At 47.9% G+C, this 24265-nt stretch carries 23 protein-coding genes and 2 pseudogenes; 15 read left to right on the forward strand and 10 right to left on the reverse strand.

Annotated features, from left to right (window positions below):
- Positions 1 to 525 precede the first annotated feature (525 nt).
- Positions 526 to 837, reverse strand: coding sequence for a hypothetical protein (locus BN2684_RS10085; protein ID WP_058302043.1), 312 nt, complete (start codon positions 835 to 837; stop codon positions 526 to 528).
- 187 nt (positions 838 to 1024) lie between these two features.
- Positions 1025 to 1274 (reverse strand): annotated as a pseudogene (locus tag BN2684_RS25360) (RHS repeat-associated core domain-containing protein); the annotation flags it as partial.
- 497 nt (positions 1275 to 1771) lie between these two features.
- On the opposite strand from BN2684_RS25360, the gene BN2684_RS10090 reads away from it, so the two are divergent.
- From BN2684_RS10090 to BN2684_RS10105, 4 genes are all read left to right on the forward strand, one after another.
- Complete coding sequence (locus BN2684_RS10090) at positions 1772 to 3361, forward strand: ATP-binding cassette domain-containing protein (protein WP_058302044.1); 1590 nt, start codon at positions 1772 to 1774, stop codon at positions 3359 to 3361.
- 494 nt (positions 3362 to 3855) lie between these two features.
- Positions 3856 to 4242, forward strand: a complete 387-nt coding sequence (locus tag BN2684_RS10095; RefSeq protein WP_058302045.1) for a VOC family protein — start codon at positions 3856 to 3858, stop codon at positions 4240 to 4242.
- 40 nt (positions 4243 to 4282) lie between these two features.
- The gene (locus tag BN2684_RS10100) at positions 4283 to 4747 is read left to right on the forward strand and encodes a GNAT family N-acetyltransferase (protein WP_199825311.1); all 465 of its coding nucleotides are present in this window, start codon (positions 4283 to 4285) and stop codon (positions 4745 to 4747) included.
- A 31-nt stretch (positions 4748 to 4778) separates the two neighbouring features.
- On the forward strand, positions 4779 to 5219 hold the full coding sequence (locus BN2684_RS10105; RefSeq protein ID WP_058302046.1) for a hypothetical protein: 441 nt from the start codon (positions 4779 to 4781) through the stop codon (positions 5217 to 5219).
- Positions 5220 to 5414: 195 nt separating this feature from the next.
- Here the strand turns inward: BN2684_RS10105 and BN2684_RS10110 are convergent, their stop codons facing one another.
- From BN2684_RS10110 to BN2684_RS10120, 3 genes and pseudogenes are all read right to left on the reverse strand, one after another.
- Positions 5415 to 5720: a hypothetical protein gene (locus BN2684_RS10110; protein WP_148449939.1), complete on the reverse strand. Its 306-nt coding sequence runs from the start codon at positions 5718 to 5720 to the stop codon at positions 5415 to 5417.
- A 412-nt stretch (positions 5721 to 6132) separates the two neighbouring features.
- Positions 6133 to 7327 (reverse strand): annotated as a pseudogene (locus BN2684_RS10115) (IS256 family transposase).
- Positions 7328 to 7443: 116 nt separating this feature from the next.
- A complete protein-coding gene (locus BN2684_RS10120) occupies positions 7444 to 8496 on the reverse strand; it encodes a WG repeat-containing protein (RefSeq protein ID WP_058302048.1) in 1053 nt (350 codons plus the stop codon).
- Positions 8497 to 8674: 178 nt separating this feature from the next.
- Here BN2684_RS10120 and BN2684_RS10125 point away from each other — a divergent pair, with 178 nt between their 5' ends.
- Positions 8675 to 9121, forward strand: a complete 447-nt coding sequence (locus BN2684_RS10125) for a GNAT family N-acetyltransferase (RefSeq protein WP_058302049.1) — start codon at positions 8675 to 8677, stop codon at positions 9119 to 9121.
- 153 nt (positions 9122 to 9274) lie between these two features.
- Here the strand turns inward: BN2684_RS10125 and BN2684_RS10130 are convergent, their stop codons facing one another.
- Genes BN2684_RS10130 through BN2684_RS10140 form a run of 3 tightly spaced genes read right to left on the reverse strand, consistent with a single transcriptional unit; the run spans position 9275 to position 11257 of the window.
- Positions 9275 to 9808 carry a hypothetical protein gene (locus tag BN2684_RS10130; protein ID WP_058302050.1) on the reverse strand — a complete coding sequence of 178 codons (534 nt, stop codon included), beginning with the start codon at positions 9806 to 9808 and terminating at the stop codon, positions 9275 to 9277.
- A gap of 17 nt (positions 9809 to 9825) precedes the next feature.
- The gene (locus BN2684_RS10135) at positions 9826 to 10311 is read right to left on the reverse strand and encodes a pyridoxamine 5'-phosphate oxidase family protein (protein ID WP_058302051.1); all 486 of its coding nucleotides are present in this window, start codon (positions 10309 to 10311) and stop codon (positions 9826 to 9828) included.
- A 34-nt stretch (positions 10312 to 10345) separates the two neighbouring features.
- Entirely contained in the window at positions 10346 to 11257 is a 912-nt protein-coding gene (locus BN2684_RS10140) for an AraC family transcriptional regulator (RefSeq protein ID WP_058302052.1), read from the reverse strand.
- Positions 11258 to 11507: 250 nt separating this feature from the next.
- Between BN2684_RS10140 and BN2684_RS10145 the strand changes: the two genes are divergently transcribed.
- From BN2684_RS10145 to BN2684_RS24490, 4 genes are all read left to right on the forward strand, one after another.
- Positions 11508 to 12119, forward strand: a complete 612-nt coding sequence (locus BN2684_RS10145; protein ID WP_058302053.1) for a DUF2239 family protein — start codon at positions 11508 to 11510, stop codon at positions 12117 to 12119.
- A 260-nt stretch (positions 12120 to 12379) separates the two neighbouring features.
- Positions 12380 to 13159 carry an alpha/beta fold hydrolase gene (locus BN2684_RS10150; protein ID WP_392389012.1) on the forward strand — a complete coding sequence of 260 codons (780 nt, stop codon included), beginning with the start codon at positions 12380 to 12382 and terminating at the stop codon, positions 13157 to 13159.
- A gap of 309 nt (positions 13160 to 13468) precedes the next feature.
- Positions 13469 to 13777 (forward strand): hypothetical protein, encoded by a 309-nt coding sequence (locus BN2684_RS10155; RefSeq protein WP_058302054.1) that lies wholly within the window; start codon positions 13469 to 13471, stop codon positions 13775 to 13777.
- Between the two features lie 162 nt (positions 13778 to 13939).
- A complete protein-coding gene (locus tag BN2684_RS24490) occupies positions 13940 to 14080 on the forward strand; it encodes a hypothetical protein (RefSeq protein WP_159065780.1) in 141 nt (46 codons plus the stop codon).
- Between the two features lie 290 nt (positions 14081 to 14370).
- On the opposite strand, the gene BN2684_RS10165 is transcribed toward BN2684_RS24490, so the two are convergent.
- Positions 14371 to 15378, reverse strand: coding sequence for an N-acetylglucosamine kinase (locus BN2684_RS10165; RefSeq protein WP_058302056.1), 1008 nt, complete (start codon positions 15376 to 15378; stop codon positions 14371 to 14373).
- Positions 15379 to 15416: 38 nt separating this feature from the next.
- Positions 15417 to 16700, reverse strand: coding sequence for a 6-phospho-beta-glucosidase (locus BN2684_RS10170; protein WP_058302057.1), 1284 nt, complete (start codon positions 16698 to 16700; stop codon positions 15417 to 15419).
- A gap of 393 nt (positions 16701 to 17093) precedes the next feature.
- On the opposite strand from BN2684_RS10170, the gene BN2684_RS10175 reads away from it, so the two are divergent.
- From BN2684_RS10175 to BN2684_RS10200, 6 genes are all read left to right on the forward strand, one after another.
- Positions 17094 to 17957 carry a MurR/RpiR family transcriptional regulator gene (locus BN2684_RS10175; RefSeq protein ID WP_058302058.1) on the forward strand — a complete coding sequence of 288 codons (864 nt, stop codon included), beginning with the start codon at positions 17094 to 17096 and terminating at the stop codon, positions 17955 to 17957.
- Positions 17958 to 18282: 325 nt separating this feature from the next.
- Entirely contained in the window at positions 18283 to 19200 is a 918-nt protein-coding gene (murQ, locus tag BN2684_RS10180) for an N-acetylmuramic acid 6-phosphate etherase (protein WP_058302059.1), read from the forward strand.
- Positions 19201 to 19278: 78 nt separating this feature from the next.
- Complete coding sequence (locus tag BN2684_RS10185) at positions 19279 to 20733, forward strand: ABC transporter substrate-binding protein (protein ID WP_058302060.1); 1455 nt, start codon at positions 19279 to 19281, stop codon at positions 20731 to 20733.
- An 88-nt stretch (positions 20734 to 20821) separates the two neighbouring features.
- The gene (locus BN2684_RS10190; protein ID WP_058302061.1) at positions 20822 to 21724 is read left to right on the forward strand and encodes a carbohydrate ABC transporter permease; all 903 of its coding nucleotides are present in this window, start codon (positions 20822 to 20824) and stop codon (positions 21722 to 21724) included.
- A 16-nt stretch (positions 21725 to 21740) separates the two neighbouring features.
- Positions 21741 to 22601: a carbohydrate ABC transporter permease gene (locus tag BN2684_RS10195; protein WP_058302062.1), complete on the forward strand. Its 861-nt coding sequence runs from the start codon at positions 21741 to 21743 to the stop codon at positions 22599 to 22601.
- 301 nt (positions 22602 to 22902) lie between these two features.
- Positions 22903 to 24090 carry an anhydro-N-acetylmuramic acid kinase gene (locus BN2684_RS10200; protein WP_058302063.1) on the forward strand — a complete coding sequence of 396 codons (1188 nt, stop codon included), beginning with the start codon at positions 22903 to 22905 and terminating at the stop codon, positions 24088 to 24090.
- The last annotated feature ends 175 nt before the right edge of the window (positions 24091 to 24265 follow it).

Below are 24265 nucleotides of genomic sequence, written 5' to 3' on the forward strand. Positions count from 1 at the left end.
ACTCCACATTCCCATTTGTTCTCCCACCTCTCGTTAGTTCACATTTTACTGAGCTTGGGAGTTTACGCAATCTATTTTACAGACCCATTTTAAGCTAAGATCAGAAGACAAGCTGCTGGTATACATATGATTGATGTTTAACCATGTCATCATCAACACAGTGAAGGCATAAAAAGAACCACAAGCGAGGGGAGTCACTTGTGGTGCAATACAATTCATAACAACTTTCTTATTCCCGACTTTACTTAAGAGTCAATTAAATCATGACGGGGTGCAGTTCATTAATAGGAGGTTATCACCCCTTTTGATTAAACTCAATAATACCTCAAATATCATTCGTTCTATTTATCTACGAAAAAGTAATAAAAGGCCAACAGCACAAAGGCTGCATTTACTCCGATCATTATTGACTTAATCGATTTGGTACTGTATCCTTCAACTGAGAATTTTAGAAAAACTAAAATATTTATAATCAAAAAGACTACTGCCCAAATCATTATTTCTTTTATGGAATCATCTCCTCAATCACTTCTTAATTCTATCTATTTCTTCTCTTAATTGTTTTATTGCATCCTTATCCCATGCCCACGTAACACCATACTTATTCCGCCCCCTCTCAACCTTCCCTTCTTTCATCAGTAGAAGCATACTCTCTCTTGCATATAAATACTTTGCCAATAATTCCCCTTTGCTATCTGCCTGAATGAACAAAAATTCACCAATATATTTGTCAACTTCATAATATTTATATGTGTTAGCCTGGTAAAAGTCCTCAACAGTTGATGCTAATGATAAAACAGTTGCCGCCTTTCCAACTATTTTTGAAATTTTTGCCAATATCCCCGAACTCTTCAGGTTCTCGGTTACTTTACCATAAATCTCTATTGCTGTTCCTAATCTACTGCATCAGTTAAGTATGATCCAATCCATGGGAAAAAACCGTAAGCTGCTCTTACATTCTCGATTAATCGATCAGAGAAAATTAGTGTATAACCATTTTTATTTGATCCAATTGCATAAATTTGATGACCTGAGGGATCTACTAAGGTTAGGGGATTACTCCCTACATAGGTATATAAGTTGAGACTGGTTGGGTTGTTTATATCCCCGTCATATGTATCCTCATTAAGGAACCGCCCCATATCAGGATCATACCATCGTGCTCTCAAATACTGCAACGAAGTTGTCTTGTCCCAATATTCACCTGAATATCGGAAAAGATTGTTAACCGACTCAGTTTCTTTAATCGGATTGCCCCAAATATCATAAGAATAGCATATCGTGTTGACGATGTGGGCAACCAGACGGAGGTTGCTCAATGAGCAGACCGAACCGCTGTCTTACGGAATCATAGTCACTTCAATGTATATAGGCAGGCGCCTGAAAGTGCCTGCACGCCTCTCGAAGCTTTGGTAACATTTCATCGTTGGATAGTAGTAATAAACTGTAAAAGCTGATCATTGGTTTATTTCGTTCAAATGAACCCAGAGTCGAAAACGAATGATTCCTTCCGATAACTCTTGTAAAGTCATACTCTTAGATTTTTGATTTTCTCTAATAGGGGTTCCTGGTTCCATTTATTGAGTCTCCTTTAGTATTTTGCGAAATTTCGTAATAGTACAACATAGATGTCCCAATTAGGTTATACTACAAACAAGTTTAAGGAATTATTTACATAATTTTGTTTTTCAGTGAGGAAAAGTCGTATGGAAAAAGCTATGTTTAATAAAACAATCTTTATGTTGATTTTATTTGTGATAGGGGTTTTATTATGAAAAAGTACTTATACCGATTAAAATGGACCATTATAGCCGGTTTTTTGTTTTATGGCGGTTACTCTATGACTTCGTCTTTATTCCCGTTGATGACCAAGAAGCTGTTTGACAATTATCAAAAAGGATGGGGTTACTTGGGAACCTTGTTCTTAGCTTTTTTGTGCCTGGTCTTATTGAATGTTTTGTCTGAGTATCTTAATCGCGTATGGGAATGGAGGCTGAGTCGGGAGTTTAAAGTCTTGATCAAGCAGGACTTGTTCTCGAAGTTTATTTCTAAAATACCCGAAGAGTTCCAAAAAGAGAAGCCTGCGGATTACCTCAGTATAATCGATAATAATGTGGATGCAGTAGATGAGGACTATGTAAGCGCGAATATAGATCTGACCAAAAGCATTGTCAATCTGCTCATTTTCTGTGCCAGCATGTTGTTTGTTTTGGATATACGCATTACAACGGTAGTCGTTGTCTTCTCCGTGGTGGTATCGCTTCTGCCGATTTTAACCCAAAAAACGTTGGCAAGACTTAGAAAAGTGAATTTGGCAGGGCTGCAAAAATACAACAGCTTGCTGTTTGATCTGTTATCGGGGTATAAATACATTTCTCCCAAAACCGTCGAGGTGATTCTCAAACGGCATCAAGACCATTTAGTGGATGCAGAGAACAAACGCTTCATCTTTGGACGATTTCGGGTGATAAGCGACATGGTGAACAGTGTCGGTACAAACGTCATGAACCTGGCGGTGTTTGCCGTATCCGGTATGCTTTTGATTCAGGGGAATATCACCCTTGGCGCTGCCAGTGCTGCGTTGTTGTATACGGGAAAACTCATTGGCTCCATGAGTAATGTTTTAAGCTGCATCAATGTTTTGAACTCTTCCAGAGATGTCGTATCCGACATGGAGGAGCATTTGAAGCTATCGGATATGCCAAAAAATACGGATGCCATTTTACCAATTGATAGCTTTATTATCAGAAATTTACGATACACTCGTGAGGGTCATCATTTGCAGATAGAAGAAAAGCAGTTTGAGGCTGGGAAAAGTTACGCCATTATTGGTCACAACGGAGCCGGCAAATCGACCTTATTGCGGTTGATAAACGGTGAATTGACTCCTCAAGCAGGAACCTTTTTGATCGACGGTCGACCTGCCGATCGGGAGAAACGCCGTCAATCCATGTTTACCTTGCAGCAAAAGGAACATTTATTTGCTACGGATTTTGCAGAGAACGTTACCCTTTTTGGCAGTTTCCCTCTAAAACCGCAAGTTTCAGCATTACTCCATCAGTTGCCCCAGCAAATGCAAACGCGCTTGACTCTGTTTGAGTCGATTGAAGAATTAAGCGGCGGCGAGCGTCAGATGATCAGCATCTTGCGTTTGATTAATCTGGATTATCCCATCAACTTGTTGGATGAACCTTTTTCTGGTATTGATCTAAACTCAAAGAAAGTCATCCTAGATTACTTATTGAAACACAATCAGCATGTTTTAATTGAGGTAACGCATGACATTACCCCAGAGAATTTAAATAAATACGATCACGTATTGCAAGTCGATAACGGGGGACTAAAAGAAGGTCGCTTCTAAGAAATTGGTCATTGTGGGATTCATCTCTACTATCCAGCAGCCGGTTGATCTCGGCTTGCCTGAGCGTATGGGACTTCGGAAGCTTTCCACAATAAAAACCGCCTTCGATAAGGCGGTTAAATAGCGAGTTGGATATCTTCAAATGGTACGTATTTGTTAGGTTCAATTTCTTTATACACCCGAACGTAAGTTACATAAAAGGTCGGAGAAGGTGCTAATGCATTTCTCAATGCGAGTTCCATTTCTTTCATTTCTGATTCTTTCATACCCCAGTAAGTCTGACCTAAAGGTAAATGAGGATGATAGGAATCGAACTCGAAATAACAATAGATATGATAATCCTAACATCTATTTCTTGTTCGATGTAGGCTTCCGGGTAAAAGGAACTTCGAGCCAAGTCGGCTCGAAGTGAGATTGTGATATTGAGGAATAATTTGTATAATATTAACTATAAATTAAATATATATAATTTATATTATGTGCAGGAGGGAACTATGAAAAATTATGCTCAGGTTTATGTGAAAAGTAGTTTCGAGGCGGCAGAATTTTATTGCAAAGCGTTTGGCGCAGAAATTACATTTGAAGTGAAAGATGATACCGAAACTGCTTATGCACACTGTGAATTATCCGTAAATGGGGAAGGTTTTTTAGCATTGAGCGAAGCTGCAAACCCTTGTGACATAAACATCGTTCACAAAATGAAATGGGAAACCATGACGTTTAATGTTTTTGAGATGGGAAGCGAAGAAGCGGTTCGTAATGCCTTTACGATTTTGAGTAATGGCGGTGTTATTATTCATCCCATTCAGGAAGTTCCGTGGAGCAAATGTTGTGCGACTGTTCTTGATAAATTTGGAGTGTGTTGGTGGATCGCAATTTAATAAGTAAAATAAGCACTTAGCTATACAGAGGGTCGGGGGTGTGGGAATATTGAATATTACAATTGAAAAAGCATCAGTTGAAGATGTAAAAGACATTATTGAAGTGAAAAATAAAAGTTTTTATGAAGACTATCTTAACTATGGAGAAAGTCGCGGTTATAACAACACCGTGGAAGGCATAACAAAAACAGTTCAAGAAAGAATCGTTTATAAAATACAGGCATACGGAGATATGATTGGATATATCAGTATAACGAAAAAAAGCGATGATGATTTTTACCTAAATTGCTTATGCGTTGTTCCTGAAAACGAGAATAAAGGGATTGGGCAGATGGCAATGACTTTTATGGAAAATCAGTTTCCGCAAGCAAAACACTGGTCATTAGAAGCACTGGCTGATAAAGAACGAAATCACTATTTTTACAAAAAACACGGTTATCAAATAACAAAAGAATATATGGATGGTCCTGTAAAAATAGTATTGTTTGAAAAATGGGCGCAGTAGTCGCCTTTAAATAGGCTGTTTGGAGGCAACGATGGAAATAACAGAAATCGATTTAGAGGTTGAAGATATAGAATGGTATGGTATGGATGAAACGGGTAGAATTGCTCGATTTACATCGGGCGGAAGTAAGAGGGTTCCTGAATTTATAAGGGAATCCAGAGAGAAACTCGATACCTTGTGTGAGTTTTTTGAGAATCTCAATCCCAACCTTGAAGAAGAAGTTACATTTAGTGAAGAAACACCCAGTCTCCCCAGAAATGAATATTGGCAAGAATGCAAAAAAATCGCTCAAAAAGGGTTGTATCGTTTTGATATTTCGGATGAGCAAGATCCTAAAGGTGATTATAGGCTTATTTGCAAACCATCTAGCGAGTTGCGGATTTCCGATTTACCCGAGACGATACAAAGCATTTTACTAAACTACCTAATTCCCAATAGTAACTTCAGCAATAATAAAATGATTTTCATCTAGGCATCCCTATGACGCGCGCACTTAGGGTGCCCTTTATGCAAAATGCTCATATAGGAAATGAGCTAATCTTTAAAAGATACAGGACTGCTCGAAATCGGGCAGTCCTGTTTTAGAGGCCTGTCAATAGTCTTTTGTAAACGATTAATTAAGTTTAACATAATGCTTATTATCGGGTGTTTTAAAATTTTATCACATTTATTTTTCAATAAGTTTAAAGGCAATTAGTTCATAAGATTTGTCAGCTTTCTCAGAATACCGATAGATTTCTTCACGTTGAGCCGGAGTTAGTTCCTTGTAAAAAGGGTGGTCTGCAATTTTATTGAATTGCTGTATTTGAATCACAACAATAGTTTGATTCCACGGAGTGTTATATTTCACACCTTCTCTGTATATACCCAATTCTTTATATACTCTTGTTGTATAACAAGTCTTTCCCTGATTCAATCGGTTAACAATCGAAGAATATTCATTTTCTGGGAAAGTCATTGTACCTTGCTCCATTTTCTTCTCTCGCTTTCGTCTAATATAAATAATCCACATCCCCATGTAGGGACGGTCTGCGACCATCCGTGAACGAACACAGTTCGTCCCTACGAGCGTACATTATATAAATACTATACCGCAAACTTGTTTTGATTGACTTGCATAGATAATGTTTTTACTATTATATTACAAAAAGAATTATCGCTTATTAAGGTAAAATACAATACTTATCTCAAATTCCACCCTACTCTGGGAAGATAGCATAAGTGTTCAGACTCCCTCAAAAATAGTTTCCCACACTATAATGGAAAGATAGCATACTTTGCAGATTAAAAATTTCATATTCTGATATTCTTGCTTTCCACGCTATATCTTAAATAATCGTGTAAACTTGATATAGGAAATTCTCCCAGAGGGGAGAATGAACCTCTTACGGTAAGTGCTGGCCGATCCGGTCGGGGAAGAATACGGAAAGCTGGAGGAGCATTTGTCCCCAGTTTTGCACCCGGCCCGTCCATTTTCGTGTGACGTCCATCGTAACGAGATAGAGCATTTTGATGAGCGCCTCATCGCTGGGGAAGATACTCTTACCCTTGGTAACCTTGCGGAGCTGGCGGTTATAGCTCTCGATCATATTGGTGGTGTAGATCAGCTTGCGAAGCTCGGGGGGATACTTGAAGAAGGTGGCGAGTTCGTCCCAGTTCGCGCGCCAGGAGCGGATGATGAGCGGGTATTTGGCTCCCCACGTCTCCTCGAAGCGATCCAGTTCCAGACGAGCCAAATCCTCTGTTGCCGCTTTGTAGATGGGCTTGAGGTCCGAGGTGACGTTCTTCAAATCCTTGTAGGACACGTAACGCGTGGAGTTGCGGACTTGATGGATGAAGCATTTCTGGATTTCGGTCTTTGGTAGCTGGCAGTGATGGCTTGGGAAAAACCCGTGAGGTTGTCCACACAGGTGATGAGGATAGGATGTCTTGTACGCCACGGTTCTTCAAGTCGTTCAGGACGCTCAGCCAGAATTTAGCAGACTCGTTTTCTCCTACCCACATGCCGAGCGCATCCTTGTTACCGTCCAGGTCGATGCCGATGACCAAGTAGGCAGCCTTGTTCACAATGGCCCCGTCCTGTTTGACTTTGAAGTGAATTGCATCCAGGAATACGACGGCGTATACGCTCTGGAGCGGTCGATTCTGCCACTCCTTGACCAGCGGGAGAACCTTATTCGTCACATTGGAAATAAAGGTGGGTGACATGTCGAGGCCATACACGTTCTGCAAGTGATCCTGGATCTCTCGGGTGCTAACACCCTTGGAGTAGAGGGCAATGATCTGCTCCTCAATGCCCGTCACATGAGTCTGATGCTTCTTCACCACCACCGGCTCAAACTCGCCTTGCCGATCCCGTGGAACGGTGATCTCCTGTTCCCCATACTCGCTCGAGATCCGCTTCTTGCTTTTGCCGTTACGACTGTTGGTCGTCTTCTTGTTTGACACATCGTGCTTCTCATAGCCCAGATGTTCGTCCATCTCCGCTTCCAGCAGCTCCTGCAACGTGTCGGCAAACAAGTTTTTCAGGGCATTCTGGGCGTCCTGAGCTGTCACTACGTTGTTCTCCTTGATGAACACTCGAAGCTGTTCCTAACTCCACATTCCCATGTGTTCCCCCACCTTTCTCTGATTCCCATTTTACTGGGTTTGGGAATTTACACAATCTATTTTACAGACTCGATTTCCCATTCCAATCAACCCATAGACAAGTTATGAGGGGTCATTTCTCTGTTCATCTCGAAAACCGTCTCACCAGAATAATTAATGTATCTTATCCGTGATCCTGAAAAATAATTTCGACGATTTTCGCGAACCACATACGCCAAATTATTTTTAAAAGACATAGTCTTGTTATTACTATAGTTACATTCAATTACAACCTTACCACTTCGATCAGCATAACCATATAAATCATATTTATTATCTCTAACTACTACAAGTCCGTTCGAATAATTATAGATAGAAAATTTGTAGTCCGGGCTTAGCACTTCTTGAAACTCAGTATTTATATACCAAACTCCAGCTCCCTTACCAGCACCCTTTACATATGCTCTTCCTTCGGAGAATGAACCCGCCAAGCTAAAAGGAAGATCATTCATGCGTTCAGCATTTTTATTTATATAATAGTAACGGTCCTCTACACCTACTCTAGATTGCAGTCGGGCGAATCCTTCATTAAAAGAGAAAGCACGACTAGCGGTAAGGGATGCATTGTTTAGAATTGTGCCATCTTTATTTAGGTAACCCCATTCATAATTACCATCACGGTTTGCTTTACTAAGTTGAACTAAACCAACATCATCACTGAAAGGATATGCATCATAAAATTCATAATCTGTTACAAGTTTTCCTGTTGGTGTCGTGTAAGCGCACTTATCACCGTTACTTATTGGTATTAAGTTAGGGCATTTCTTATGTTCAATAATAATATTAGTCGGTACGTCCCATACTATTTCCCCAGAGCGATCAATTATATAGTATTTTCTTTCATTATTTTTTCTATTTCGTAATCCTACTATGGCTCTTCCTTCTACAAATGGTCCTACGAAGTCATACTTGGGCTCGATAACCCACTCCCCATTAAAATCGATATACCCACACTTATTATTCGAATATGTTTTTGCCGCAGCTCTGTCTTCATGAAAGTCCTCAACAATTCGTAGTGTAACAGAGGGGATTTTCACATCCCCATTCTTATCAATAAAACCTGTGTAGCCCTGTTCGTCTGAAAAAGGATATAAATCCAAAATGAATCCCTCCATCTATATGGCATTATTTTCCCGGAATCATAAAAATCATATAGAAAACCCCTTCATGGGTCAATAGAAGTACATGTTCAGCAACCAGTCGAAGAGAACTAGACTTATAGAGCTGTCTCGATGAAGGAATTTCCAATTTCTTCATCGAGATGGGTGTCAAAACGATATGGAATTATTAACAAGAGGCATTGGCGCGGAAGAATTTGAAAAGAATGCAGGTCTTGCAAGAAGTAAACCAAATGAGTTCGATAAAGAATTTGCAAAAGAATTTTATTGGTTAGCTTTGAATAATGAAAAGGATAGATTATGGTATCGCCTCCGGAAATTTATTAGTGTAGAAGAGAACAAGATAGTTGGAGGTGCATTATTCAAAGGAGCTCCTAATGAAAAAGGCGAGGTAGAGATCGGGTATGGTATTGATGAAGAGTATCAGCGCCAAGGATATGCAACCGAAGCCATTAGAGAAACCGTAAAATGGGCACTTGAGCAAGAAGGAGTATTATCCGTTATTGCTGAAACTGAAAAAGATAATATTCCTTCGCAAAAAGTTTTACAGAATATTGGTATGATGAAGTATGATGAAACCGATACAGACTACTTATGGAGAGTATAAGTTGGTAATGGGTACGACTACAGAATAGATGCAGGACTGCTCGGAATCGGGCAGTCCTGTTTGTGTGTGTGGATATAATGACGGTAATTCAAGTATATGTATGGTTTTAGGGGGCGGATCGGAGCCCGTTCATTCAAAACCATTTTCGTTATCTTACTCTACGATTTCAAAAGTAAACGAGTAGGGTTGGGTGGCATCCGGATCGAGCAGGAACGAGTCGATCGCTTTCAGTTTCAGCTTGGCGCCCAGCGCAATTTTGTAATTGTGCAGGGCGCCTCCGGCGGAGCAACCAAATACCGTAGACGACGCGGTGTATGGCGGCTTCCTATGTTTGAGTACACAGAGGTGGCAGCCATTGCCGGCGGTTAACGTTCCGTCCTCGTTCAGGTTAACGTTACTCATATACCGGGTACCCTTGAGCCGTTCAACCTTCTCCGCGAGCGTCTTGTCTACGTGTTCCGATCGAAATGCCAAGGCTTCCTGATTGCGCCGTCCGAGCCGGCACCCGCCATTGCGCTCCCAGATCGAAAGGCGCTGTTCCTCCGTAAGAAGCTCGTCCATCTTGTCAACGAACTTCATCTCGGCTTCGCCTCCGCGATACTGGTGAACGACTTGTTCAAAATGAGTTCTCGTATCCTCAGGGATGCCGTCCTTTTGCATCGTAGCGAGCATGCTTTTAAGCCGCATGGGACATTCTCCTTTTTCTACTGCGCCGTTTTGTTAACAAAATCAATGTGATACCGGACCTCGCCATTCGCATTCTCTTCGTCAAGGATTGAACCCTCTGTAAGGCGGACGCACAGAAGGCATGTATTCGGGTCTTCTTCGTTGACGTGGCCATTGCCATACCACTGGGCAAAAGCGGCACGTACTTTCTTCATCATCTCCGCGTTTTTTCCGTCGCGTACCCAACCCAGATTCTCACCGATGCCGCTAGCGAAAAACCATTCGAAATGGATGGCGACGGCAACCGCGGGATTCGCCTCAATCTGGTCCATTTTGTTGGACTTGGTGTAGGTAACCACATAAAACGCACCGTCCTCATAGTAGCCATCCACGTTGCGGACAGCGGGGCGGGGTTTACCATCCACATTCGGATCATGCCCGATGGTCGCTAAGGAAACCCCATTGTCTTTGCCATTGCCGAATCTTTTGTCCAGCAGCTTCATGGCTTCATTGTACTTGTTCATGATCATTCCTCCGATTTCGTCGCTGTCTCTTAGTCTATTCATCTCGTTGCTTGAACGGGATCCACAGTTCCATATAGGCGGTGTCGGGCGAGCTTGGGTAATACAGCTCCGGGAAAAAGCCGTCCGCGATCAGACCGTGCTTCTTCAGCCATAACCGGGTGTACTTCATCGCCTTGCCCAAAGCAGCGGGCGCCAATTGTTCAAAATCCTCTGCCTCAAATCCGCAGACGACGTATTCTCTCGCGGGAAGCCGCCAGCTTGCGAAACGGGGACTCTCTCTACCCGATTCTACCTCTACTCCAGCAAAGTACGAGGTGTGCCCTTCCGGCGCATCACCTTTATAACATACGCCTATCTGACGCCCACCGGAGAGATGCGGGATCTCCTGCAGAACCTGGATAAACCCGTTCCAAATTTCAATGGATGGGGAAACGCCGGGCCTTTCGCCGAGCATCTTGCCATGCACAAAGGGATAATTTCCTTTCTTCCCCATAAAACTTATCGGTTCTTCAAGGGTCTTTCGGTTCATTTCCAGCACGAGCCCGTCGCTGACTAGCGGCACACCCTCGTCGATCATGACATAGTTCAGCAGCAAATCGGGTTTGTCAAAATGATCGAGACCGATAGGTCTTTTCCGGTACTGCGCCGGGGTGATTCCATAGGCATCCTTGAACGACCGAGTAAAGGTCTCATGGCTGCAAAAACCGTATTCCACCGCAACGTCGAGGATCCGGTTTTCTTTCTCACGCAACACGCAGCAAGCTCTGGCTAAGCGGCGCAGTTTGATATACTCCCGTACCGGCTTTTTGACCAACCGCGTGAACAACCGTTGATAGTAAAACGGCGACAGCATGGCGATTTCCGCCAGTTCTTCGACTTGAGTCTCCTCGCTGATATGGTCTTCGATATGGTTCAAGGTCTTCTGGATCGCTTCCCATGCGTGCATGCAACACACCTCTTGTAGACAGCATACGATAAATGAAAAGCAGGCACTTGACCGTGTCTGCCCTTTTTTTGAAACACACCCTATAACAAATCGTTTTCTATCAAATCCTTATTTTACCTTGCTCACCCAAAAATTCAATTATATAAAGCACAAGGGAATCGTTGAATAATTACTTTATTTTACCCGGGTAATATTGATTATTTAATTTTATCCGGGTATAATTAGTGAGGCAGTTAGAGAGGAGGTCAGCATGAGTAATGTCCTAACGCGCATTTCCTGTACGGCATTTTTGGGTGTGAGAGTCGTCGCCAGTGGTTCGTTACAGCACGTTGTTACTACCGTGAAGGATGCTCTGGATGACAGAGACCTCACACAGTTGCTTTTATTTGACGATTCCACGGGGAAGCCAGTAGATGTTGATTTTCGTGGGAAGACAGATGATGTGCTCAAACGAGTAGGAGAACAGTTTGATGACTTACCCAATAAAGAAGGAAATAATCCGCTTACACGCCGAGTCGGTCGACCCAAGCTTGGGGTTGTATCCGGTGAAGTTACGTTATTGCCACGGCATTGGGAATGGCTCAAGAGTCAACCTGGAGGGGCTTCGGTAACCTTACGAAAACTCATTGATGAGGCTCGCCGTGCTGGAGATATTCAGAGCAATATCCGAAAATCACAAGAAGCAACCTATACCTTTATGACAGCTATGGCGGGGAACTTCCCTCAATACGAAGAAGCTCTACGGGCACTGTATGCTGGTGATTTGGATCGTTTTTACTACTTCATTGATGACTGGACACCTGATATCAGAAACCATGTCAAAAGATTAGCCGCTCATGCATTTCCTGAAGTGAACATATGAATGAAAACATTTGGAGCTTATTGAACCCGAAGACGTCATCAAAGCTATCAGGCCGGTATCGGGCATCGGACTGCAGCGATCGAAGTTTCATTCCTTCTACCTGTGGCAGAACTTCTGATACCGAATGAATTGGAGGAGTCATGATTCATGAACATTCTGAAAGTCAATGGCGTTGATCTGGCCTATGACAGTTTCGGTAACGAAAATGACGAGGCTATTATCCTAATCGCTGGGCTTGGTGGACGGTTCCGTTTTGTCGGATATTAGCTGAGCGGGGCTTTCGCGTGATTCGCTTTGACAATCGAGACGTAGGTCACTCGGCACACTTTAGCCATGATCAGGCGCTGGATTTTGACGCACTGGCGACTGCTCTCAAGTCAGGAAAGCGACCGGACATCCCTTACACTCTCGATGACATGTCCAACGACGCTATCGAACTGCTCGACGCCCTTTCCATTGACCGGGCACATTTCGTTGGCAGGTCGATGGGCGGAATGATTGCCCAGATTGCCGCCAGTGAGTACCCTGAACGAGTTTTATCCCTCACCTCCATTATGTCTAGTTCCGGTAATCCTACCCTTCCGCAAGCTTCCCCAGATATCATGGCGATGATGACTCAACCGACGCCTAATCCCTTTGAGGATGAAGCAGGATTTCTGGCGCACAGCCTCTCATTTGCCAAACGCATCGCCGGCACTAGCTATCCGTTTGAAGAAGACGCTTATCAGGCACTCATTCTGGAGGAAGTCCGGAGAGCCTACGATCCAGTCAGTGTCGGACGACAAATTGCTGCGATCGCTGTCTCCGGTGACCGTCGTCAACGGCTGACGACCATAAAAGCACCGGCACTTGTCATTCATGGGCTAGACGATCCCCTGTTCGTCCCGGCGTGTGGGGAGGACACGGCTTCTGCCATCCCAGGCGCTGAGTTCATGTTGGTTGAAGGTATGGGACACGATCTGCCGCACCAACTGTACAAAGTAATCGCTGATGGCATAGAGCGAACGGCTCGTCGCAATCGACACGCGTTTACTGAATAACAACCAGCCGGAGTCTCGGGGTGCCCAATGATGAGTCTTGAGGTCGGGTGGCTTTCCCTTTCTCACAATCTGCTCAAGAAGGCAGCGCTAGACGTTAAAAACGCAAGAGCTGAGCGAAAACGGATCGCTTGACTCTTGTGTTTCGTTTTTTGAGCTATCCCATTTGTCCCTGAGGTTGTTTCCTTACTTGCATTTGAGACAGCCCCTTCTTCACATATGATGCCGATTTGCATACCTATCCTATCCCCTACAATTAAGAGCATTCGGATTAATGAGAGACGGATGGATAGGCAGTGAGATAAGAATGCCTTGAATTATTCCGTCCTTATGGATACTGTTTATTTCCGAGGAAATGATCTGAACGGATGGAAGGAAATCGAGCCATTGGGCTACGGAGCCTTTGAGTTCGCCGATTGGTGGAAAAAATACCCGCGAGTTATCCAAGCGATCCGCGAAAAGGAAGCGTTGTATGTGTCTGGAAAGGTCACTCGCACCTTCGAGTTGACCGACCCCGCGCAAAGATCGGTTTATCTGAAGGGACTCCGGCAGGCCATCGGCATTGCGTGCATGCTAGGCTGTAACACTTTTTCCCTGTTGAAATTCCTACCGTCGCATTAACCAAGTTCCACGATTGGGTTAAGGTAGCAGGTCTGTGTGAAGATTCGGGTCCATACCGGCATACGGAAGAGCACCGGCGTAGGTCAAACTCCGACAGTATAAAAAAGAAGCTATCCCAATAATATCCATTGGGACGGCCTCAGTAACTATTAAGGGGCACACGTGAAAGAAACGAAACTGCACGTGGAAATGAAAGCGGGTGTGGAGCTGGAGATCGATGAGATCAGTACAGAATTTGATCTTAGCGAACTTCATCGATCCACTCTCTCCCGATTCAATTATAACGGAAGCAGCCGCTGCTAATCAGCTCAAAAAGGCACCTTTCTATATGTAACGGAAATGGGTGCAGCTATTTGACTAACTTCGAAGTGGATATCGACGATTGCCCCCCATTAGCTGCGTGTATCTCCGTTGGAATTTCACAACTCTATCAATCAATGAAATAGCTGCTGTGGCCGCCGTAAGAAACCTTCTACACTCGATTGCTTGATTCATCTCGATCTTTCATCCAATCCATAAGCAGGGGCTGATCCCCATGCAGTCGAAAACCTGCTGAGGATCAGCCCCTTTTCTCCATACTCTTTCATGCGAATCTACCGCTTTGCCAGCTGTTCCTTCACGCTCGCGATCACCTGGGTCCGCGTGGCACTGTCCACCGGGCGACCCCATGCAAGCTCGAGCGCCCAGAGCACGCCGCCGGTAGCCGGCGGAACCTCAAGCTGGCGATAGCGGCAATCGCGGTCGATCAGCTTCGCCACTTCCTCGCGGTAGCGGTCAAACAGCAGCGGGCTCTCGGCCTTCAGCCATACCGAGCCTGCAAGGATGACATCGACTTCATCCCCGAAGTCGAGTCCGTTGATGCAGCCCGCCGTGGACTGAGCCAGCTGCTTCGCCGTGTGTCCGATGATCGCGGCAGCAGCTTCGTCGCCGCGGTCTGCGGCGCCGAAGAGAATCCGCATCAGCTCCGTATTGGGCAGCGTGCGGCTATAGGTCCGCTCCGCAGCAAATTCCAGATACCGCTCCGGGGAAGGGATGCCGAGAAGGCGCATGACCGGTTCGGTCATCTCCGTCTTCGGCCCCATCCGGAACCAGGCATCATAGACGGCTCGCAGAACACGGCGGCCGAGGTAGAAGCCGCCCGCCTCGTCACCCGAGAGCTCGCCGACTCCGCCGACCTGCAGCCGTCTGCCACTCGGCGAGATTCCTCCGGTTACGGTTCCGGAGCCGTTGATGGAGCAGACCCCGACACCGCTCTCGCAGCCGGCTTTAATACCGAGGAAGGAGTCATTGTCCAGCGCATATCGGCGAATGCCAATCTGCTCGACGATTTGGCCGAGCCGTTCCTTTTGCGAGGGGAGATCAGCGCCTGCTAGCCCGAAAGCAGCAGCTTCCACATCGGCGATGGACAATCCGTTTCGCTTCATAATTCCGTTCAGTTTGGCCGTCATCTCGCGGCTCGCACCCGCGAAGCCGTCCGTGAACTGCTCGTGACTGCACGTTCCCGTATGCCAATGATCGACGTACCCGCCGTCCCGATCAAACAAAAAATAATCTGTCTTGCTGTTTCCACCGTCTACGCCAATTACATACTTCCTCGCCATGAGCGAACCTCCTGCCGATGCATCTTGCCGCTCGCCTCTCACTTAAACTGCGGCAGGAACTCGCGATGCGCTTCCTTCATTTCCTGGAAGCAGGCATGTGCCGTATTGTAGTCGCCTACCAGCGGATTCATCAGAAGCGCGCGCATGGCAGCATCCTCGCTGCCGCTGACCGCCGCTGCCACGGTCTCCCGTTCATACGCTTTCACCATGCGCATGTAGTCGATGATATGATCATTATGGAAACCGCGCACGGGCACGGGCTTCGCACCGTCCTTGCCGATGACGGCGCTCACTTCCACCGCGTCCGTATCCTCCATGAATTCCAAAGCGCCCTGGTTCAGCAGATTCACCACATGAACCTCCTGCTTATCGTTATAGATGGAATCAACCAGGCTGATCGCCACCTCCGAATAGTTGGCGCCTCCACGAGAGGACAGCAGCTCGGGCTTCGTATGCAGCGCGGAATCCTCGTAGATCTTCAGCAGCTCTTCCTCGATATCCATGCACTTCTCGCCGCGCGTCTGCTCGCTTTCCATCAACAGCTTCAGCTTCTTTTCCTTGAAATAATAATATTCCAGATAAGAGGAAGGGATCGCGCCTACCATGCGGATCAGCTCCTGGCTGAACCCGCTGGAGGGGATGTTCTTCATCGTTTCGCTGTTCAGCCCCATCTCAAGCGCCGTCTTCAGGTAATCCTTGCCGTCCTGCTCGATCGCCGTGATCCAGCTCAAATGGTTGAGGCCCACATACGTCAACTCCGCGTTCGGAAGCTCAAGCGACGAACGGATGCTCTTGTACATGTTGTAAGGTACGTTGCAGAGTCCAAGCATCTTGATGTCTGAATGATTGAGCATAGCCTCGGTCAAGATACCGGAAGGATTGGAAAAGTTAATCAGCCAAGCATCCGGGCAAAGCTGCTTCATTCGAGCTGCGATCTCCAGCATGACGGGAATGGTGCGCATCGCCTTGAAGAAGCCCCCGATCCCGCAGGTTTCCTGCCCGATCAAGCCATATTTGAGCGGGATCTTCTCATCCTTGACACGAGCCGGAAGCTTGCCGACGCGGATCTGCGCCAGGACAAAACTCGCATCCGTCAGCGCTTCATCCAGCTCTTGGGTAAGCGTCACTCGACAAGGCATCCCTGCCGCTTCTATCATTCTCTGACACAGGCTTCCGACGATGGTCAGCTTCCTCTCGTCGATGTCCATTAGCACAAGCTCTGTGATCGGAAGCGAGTCCTTGCGCTTGATCATGCCCTCAATGAGTTCGGGTGTATATGTGCTACCTGATCCGATAATCGCGATTTTCAGCTTGCTGTTCATGGAAACCTCCCGTTAGAATATATGACATGATAGTTCAATGCCGCTATTATAGCATGGGGTGTATACCACAACAATATAGATTGGAAATATTATTTCATTATGATATATTTAATTCGAAATAATATTTCACTTTCTATCGCCCTTTTTCAGAGAGACCTGTCGAATTCTATCGATGTTACTAGGATTTCATTTACAAATATCGGGCCCGTTAGTATATTTTACTTAACCGATGCGCAGCTGCGACAAGCGCGGTTTCCCTCTTCTTCAGCTGGCACATATCCCTTCCACCGACATTCGTTGGACATCCGTCTCGTCATCCATACCGAACAATCGTCCGGAACAAATTTCCATGACCCTCCGCTTTTATCCTAACAGATTGAGAAGGTACCGACCATGGCTATTCAAAACAATCTCCTGCTCAAAATACGCGACATGAAAGACAGCCTGACCCCGGTCGAACGGATGGTGGCGGAATATATTCTAGCCAATCCCGAGGAGATCCCTCACCTCTCCATCAAAAGCCTGGCCCAGTTCAGCCGGACGAGCGACGCGTCTGTCCTGCGCTTTTGCAAGACGATGGGGTACAGCGGATACCGCAGCTTCATCGTCAACATCTCCGCTTCCTTGGGTTCCCTGGATGACGAGCAGAAGGATCAATATTCCGATATTCAGCCCGGCGACGAGCTCGACGTGATCGTCACCAACGTCTCGCTCAATAATGCGAAATCCATAGAAGACACACTCAGCATCATCGACCGGAGTGAAATCGCCAAAGCGGTGAAGGTTCTGCGTGAAACCAACCGCATCGTCTTCTTTGGAGTCGGAGCGTCCGGCCTCGTCTGCCAAGACGGCGAGCAGAAGTTTTCCCGTATCAATAAGATGTGCCACGCCTATACCGACGGCCACAGCCAGCTGACGGCTGCCACCCTTCTCGGAAAAGGCGATGTCGCCTTCTTCGTGTCCAATTCAGGAGAAACGGTCGAAATTCTCGATGCACTCGATATTGCCCGCAAGAACGGCGCAACCACCATCGCCCTCACCAAAATCAACAAAAGCGATCTTGCCGACAAAGCGCATATCCTACTCGCCATCTCCTCTCCAGAAGTCACGATTCGCAGCGGCGCAATGGGGTCGCGAATCGCCATGCTTACCGTCATCGATATGCTGTTCGCCGGAGTCGCCAGCGCGGAATATGCCACGATCAAGAAGTACTTGCTGAAGACACACAACATTCTAGCTGCCAAGCAGAGGAAATAACCTGCCATCTTTTGTTCTCTTGCCCAATCGAATAAACCCTAGATTGAATCAACTGCTTATCGGAATAGCTCCTGTTCGATAAGCTTTGTTCTTTCTTTTCGTAAGCGTTTGCACCTCGCATGCAGGCACCGTTTTCATGGAAAATGGTGCCTCTTTTACAGGCATGATCAAAATATTATTGCAATATAATTTTTTATAGTGAAATTTTATTTCAAAAAGTCATTGACGAATCGAGTTTAGACCTCTATGATTAGTCCCAAGAGGATGATGACAGGTAACTTGACACGTAGCCGACATCCTTATCAAACCAGGTAGGAGAATGTGCATGAACGAATATCTCGCGGGCTTAACAACGGAGAAGATCAATCCGGCCACCCAAACGATCGACGAATGCACAACGGAGCAGATGCTGCAGCTTCTCAATCAAGAGGATGCCAAAGTTCCAGCTGCAGTTGCGGAAGAGATTCCGCAGATCGCCAAAGCGGTCGACATTCTCCACTGCCGTCTATCGGACGGTGGAAGGATGTATTACATCGGCGCCGGTTCTTCCGGTCGCATCGGTGTATTGGACGCTTCCGAATGTCCTCCCACCTTCGGAGTGGATCCCGAGCTCGTCCAAGGACATATCGCGGGCGGGGATACGGCGCTTCGAGTGGCGGTAGAAGGCTTCGAAGATAAAGCGGAGGAGGGGATTGCTCTCATCGACCGGTGTGGAGTGACTTCGAAGGACGCGGTCATCGGCATATCCGCCAGCGGCAGTGCAGCCTTTGTCATCGCCGCCTTGAAGAGAGCCGGAGAGCTTGGAGCGGCGACTATCGGAGTCGTCAACAACAAGAACTCCAAGTTGGAAGCGGTTTGTGAGGTTTGCATCGCGCCGGTCGTCGGACCGGAGGTCATCATGGGCTCCACTCGTCTCAAGGCCGGATCGGCTCAGAAGCTGGTGCTCAACATGCTCACCACCAGCACAATGGTCAAGCTGGGTAAAACGTACAACAACCTGATGGTCGACCTTCGCGCAAGCAATGAAAAGCTTCGTGACCGCTCGATCCGCATCATTACTTCCGCAACCGGAACGGACCCCGAAACCGCCCAGGCCGCCCTCACGCGGGCAGCCGACAGCTGCAAGCTCGCCATCCTGATGATTGAAACCGGAGTGGACGCAAGCACCGGCGAAGCTCTGCTCGGGGAAACGAAAGGGAGTTTGAAGAAAGCGATTCGTCTGTTCAAGGAAACGAGCCGCTAAACCGCAAGTCGAGTGTAGAAAACCGGGGAGTCATGAAACACCCAATAAAACTCGCGAACTTGAAGGAGGAAGTATGGAATGAGAAACAAAGGCAAATCAATCTCTATTCTATTGGCCGCAACCTTAACGCTTACGCCGCTCGCCGCCTGTTCCAAAAGCAATTCGGAGAGCTCCGCTTCTCCATCCTCATCCAGTGCAGCCGGTACCGCAGCACCCGCCGCTTCCGGCGAAAAAGACACGATCACGGCCCTGCTTCCTCCCGTATCGGCAACCTATCAAGACAAATTTGACCAGATTGCCAAAGACTTCAACGCCCTTTATCCGAATCTTACCTTGAAGATCGAACCGGCCAGCTGGGAAGACATGACCCAGAAGCTGGATACCCAAGTGAATGCCGGCAGCCCGCCTGACATCGCCTTCATCGGCTCTGACGGCATCTCGAAATACGTACAGCAAGGGATGCTCATGGACATCACCGACACGGCAACGCCCGACATGGTGAGCGACTTTAATGCAGCTCCCCTGGAATACATGAAGAATGGAACCGGGCTCTACGGCTTCCCCGCTTATATGGAAGCTCACGCTATCGGAGGCAACAAGCAGTTCCTGGAGGAAGCCGGCATCGATTGGAAAAACGTCCAAAAGAACGGCTGGACCTACGATGAATTCCGCGAAGCTATCAAGAAAGGCGTCGTCAAGGACGGCGACACCACCAAGCGCTACGGCTTCGTCTTCGCCACTGCAGGCGTCGCTTCCAAGGATTATCTGAACATTCTCGTCAAGAACGCCGGTATGCCTTCCCCGTTCACGACGGATCTGAAATATGCGTATACGAGCAACAACTACCTTGAAGTACTGAAGGACGTCCGCCAACTGATCGATGACGGCTCGATGCCGAAGGAGCTGAGCTCCGTCGATGCCGGCAAACGCTGGAATATGTTCCTCACCGGTCAGACGATGATCACCGGTAAAGGCCTCGCCACCTTCGAAAACTCGGCCAAGAAGAACAACGCCAAGATCGATGCAAACGACGGCAGTGCCGTAAAAGACAGCATCAAAGTCGACTATGTCGTTCTCCCGGTTCCGAGCTTCCTCGGCAAACCGGCTGTCGCTTCCACGGTCGTTGACGGATACGTGACCTTCCGCGGTAAGAAAGAGCCGACCGCCGAGCACAAGGCAAACGTCGTCAAAGCCGCCTACTTCCTGGCGAGCGGCAAGGTTGCCGCTGAAACCAACAGCGAGCTGTTCGTCGCCAACATCACGAAAACGGGAACAGAAGCAGCCAAGAGCATCACGATCGATCGCGATCCGGACAATGAAGCAGCCGTGAAGGTTCTCCTGTCCCATGCCGCTCCGGCCCGCCCGGATATCCCGGTCGAGCTCGGCGCGAAAGCGATCAAGCTGGAGAATGAAGTCATCATACCGAAGCTGCAAGCACTCCTCGCCGGCGAAATCAAACCGGAAGACATGTTCGCAGAAGTGAAGTCCGCAGCCATCGAAGCCTTCGGCGAAGATGGGGTCGTCAAAGAGTAATCCCGTTCTCTAAACCCGAATAGCCGTATGCTTTCACATGCGGCTATTCGGTCTATCTAAGCGGGAAGCAATGAAGGGAGTTCTGTTTATGGCCCAGCCTGTCCGGCCTGCTAAATTACGCAAGCGGCACACCGAGAATTTTTCCGGGTATGCGTTTATCGCGGTCGCTCTTGTTGTCTACGCAGTCTTTACCGCCTATCCCGTTGTCAAAGCCTTGATTGTCAGCTTCCAAGAATACAAGCCGCTTGGTTCCACCTATGTGGGCTTAGACAATTACGTGGCCACCTTCAAAAGCGCATTGTTCTGGAAATCGATCCGCAACACCGTAATTTATACCCTTCTGACCGTTCCAGTGGCGCTGTTTCTTTCCTTTTCCATCGCCATCATGATCCTGCCGCTGCGCAAACGGGTGCAAAATATCTTCAAAGGAATTTATTACCTCCCGGTCGTCGCCTCTGGTGTCGCGCTCTCCGTGGTGTGGCTCTGGATCTACGATCCGATGCCGACGGGGATCTTCAACCAGTTTATCGGCTGGTTCGGCATCCACAACCAGAACTGGCTCGGTTCAAGCGCAACCTCCATGCTCTCGCTCGTCATCATGTCTTGGCTGTCCAGCCACGGCGCTAGCATCATCATCTACCTGGCTGCCTTGATCGGAATTGACAACAGCTATTATGAAGCCGCCGATCTTGACGGCGCCAGCTTTCTTCAGAAAATTTGGCATATCGTCCTGCCTTTTCTTAAACCGACCACCCTGTTTCTCCTGGTGACGGCCGTCATCGGCTCGTTCCAGGTTTTCCAGAACGCCTACCTCATGACAGGCGGCGGACCGAATCACGCGACGACCATGGTCGGGCTGCTCATCTTCGACAATGCGTTCAAGTATTTCGAATTCGGCAAGGCTTCGGCCCAATCCTTGATCCTTGCTCTCATCATCGCACTCATCTCCTTGTTCCAGTTCAAGTTCCTGGGCAAAGAAATCGACTATTAGGAAGGAGACACCGGACATGGCTCTCTACAGCAATCACATCGGCAACCGCAAGGCCCGAACAGCTCGCAACACCGTCTTGGTCGTTCTCCTTCTGCTGTTTGCATTAGCGACCCTCTTCCCGATCTACTTCATGGTGATCTCTTCCTTCGGAGATCCGGTTGAAGCCGGTGCGGTCAGCTACTCCCTGTGGCCCGGTAAATTCACCCTGGCATCGTTCCAATTTTTCTTTGAGTACAGCAAGTATTCGTACCGCTGGATACTCAACTCGCTGATCGTGGCGAGCAGCATCACGGTATCCAATGTCATCTTTGCTACGATGGCTGGGTATGCTTTTGCTAAAGTACGCTTTCGCGGCAAGTCCGTCCTCTTCTCGACCCTGCTCATCGCCATGATGATCCCGTATCAGGTGACGCAGGTGCCGCTCTACATTCTGATCGTCAACCTCTTCGAGATCGAGAACACGTACCGGGCGCTCATTTTGCCGAGCCTGGTCACGGTGTACAATATCTTCCTGGCCAAGCAGTTCATGAGCGGCATCCCGAACGAAATCATCGAATCGGCCAAGGTCGAGGGCTGCAGCCAATTCCAGATCTTCTGGCGCATCATCCTTCCTCTGTCCAAGACCGTGATGGCCGTCATCGCCATCTTGACCTTCATGGACAGCTGGAACACCTTCTTCTGGCCGCTGCTCGTCACGAACACGATGGAGATGCAAACGATCCAGGTCGGTCTGAAAAACTTCCGTTTCGCCAACACGACGTACTTCTCGCCAATGATGGCAGGCGCAACGATCTCGGCCGTTCCGATGTTTATCCTGTTCTTCAGCCTGCAGCGCTACTTCCTCGAAGGCGTCACGGTTGGAGCGGTTAAAGGGTAAGCGTAACGTTTCAGAGTCGGGAGTCGAGTTCGAGAGCCAAGATCGGGACTCGGGTTCTAGCAGAGATTCAGTCATTAGGAATCGAGTTCGAGTCAAGTCGGGACTCGGCTTCTAGCAGAAATTCACTCCTTAGATTTGATGTGGCTAGAGTTCTTGTCTGTTGTTAACCTCGGTCACGTAAGTACCATACGGCGTTGATCGGTAAAAAAAACAGGTGCTAATACCTTCGTTTACGTTGACAACGTGTTCGTCCCCTCGTCGGTATAACGTTTGACGAAGGGCATTGAAAGGAGTGTTTGCAATGGCCGGATCGGAAAACATGACCGGCAAGAATATACGGTATGCCGTCGGCTTGATGTCCGGCACTTCCGTAGACGGCATCGACGCCGCCGCCGTAGAGATCAGCGGGAAGCCGGGCAGCGGGGAACTCGCCGTCCGGCTTCTTGCTTTTGACAACCAACCATTCCCGCCGGATGTGAGAAAGGTAATCTTTGAGCTCTTCGATCCGGCGAAGGCGACCATTGACCGAGTCGGCTTGATGAATGTCCGACTCGGCGAGTTGTACGCCGATGGGGCATTTGCGGTCATCCGCAAAGCGAATCTCGCTCCGGAGAACGTCGCCTTCATCGGCTCTCACGGCCAAACGATCTACCACGCGCCGGAAAGCGGGTTCACCGTTCAGATTGGAGAAGGCTCCGTCATTGCCGCGCGGACCGGAATCCCCTGTGTCAGCGACTTCCGTCCTGCGGATATGGCAGTTGGCGGCCAGGGGGCGCCGCTCGTCCCGTTCACGGAGTATCTCCTCTACCGAGAAACGGATCGGACGCTGCTCCTGCAAAACATCGGCGGGATCGGCAACATCACCGTCATCCCTGCTGACGCTGGGCCGGATGAAGTCTACGCCTTCGATACGGGACCCGGCAACATGCTGATTGACGGCTTGATGAGCCGAATATCCGCAGGCACGATGACGATGGACGATGGCGGTCGCTTCGCTGCGAAGGGGCGCGTTCACGCCGAGCTCCTGAACCGGCTTCAGCAGGATGAGTACTACCGCCTCTCCCCACCCAAATCGACGGGGAGAGAACGCTTCGGCTCCGCTTATGTGGACCAATTGCTTGCTTGGCAGCGGGAGCTGGCCCTATCCGATGAAGATCTGATTGCGACGGTTACCCGACTCACAGCCTGGTCCATTGCGGATGCTTACAGACGCTTCGTGCAGGAGCGTCATCCCGCGGATTGCCTGATTGCGGGCGGCGGCGGCAGCTACAATCCCGTTCTGATGGCGGCTCTGCGAGAGGAGATGGCCGCGAAGGGCGCTCCCGTTCCCGTCATCACCCAGGAGGAGATCGGCGGAAACAGCGATGCGAAAGAAGCGATCGCCTTCGCCCTCCTCGCCGACTGCACGATGGCGGGGCTTCCCGGCAATCTCCCAAGTGTGACCGGAGCCTCCCGACTCGCTGTGTTGGGCAAGATATCCCTTCCCTGATCTATCATCGATTATTGGCAGCTTGTGGTTATGAATTTTCAAATTGCCAGCAGTTGAAATTCATCTCATAAGCGTTGGGCTAGCAGTTCAAACTCGCTCACAAGAGAATGTTGCATTTTATGCACAATTTTTCTCTCCATTCTCAGTAACTAGCCCACAATGTTGTAAAAAATGC

Origin of the sequence: Gorillibacterium timonense (assembly GCF_001457415.1) — a bacterium.
Taxonomy (GTDB): Bacteria; Bacillota; Bacilli; order Paenibacillales; family NBRC-103111; genus Gorillibacterium; species Gorillibacterium timonense.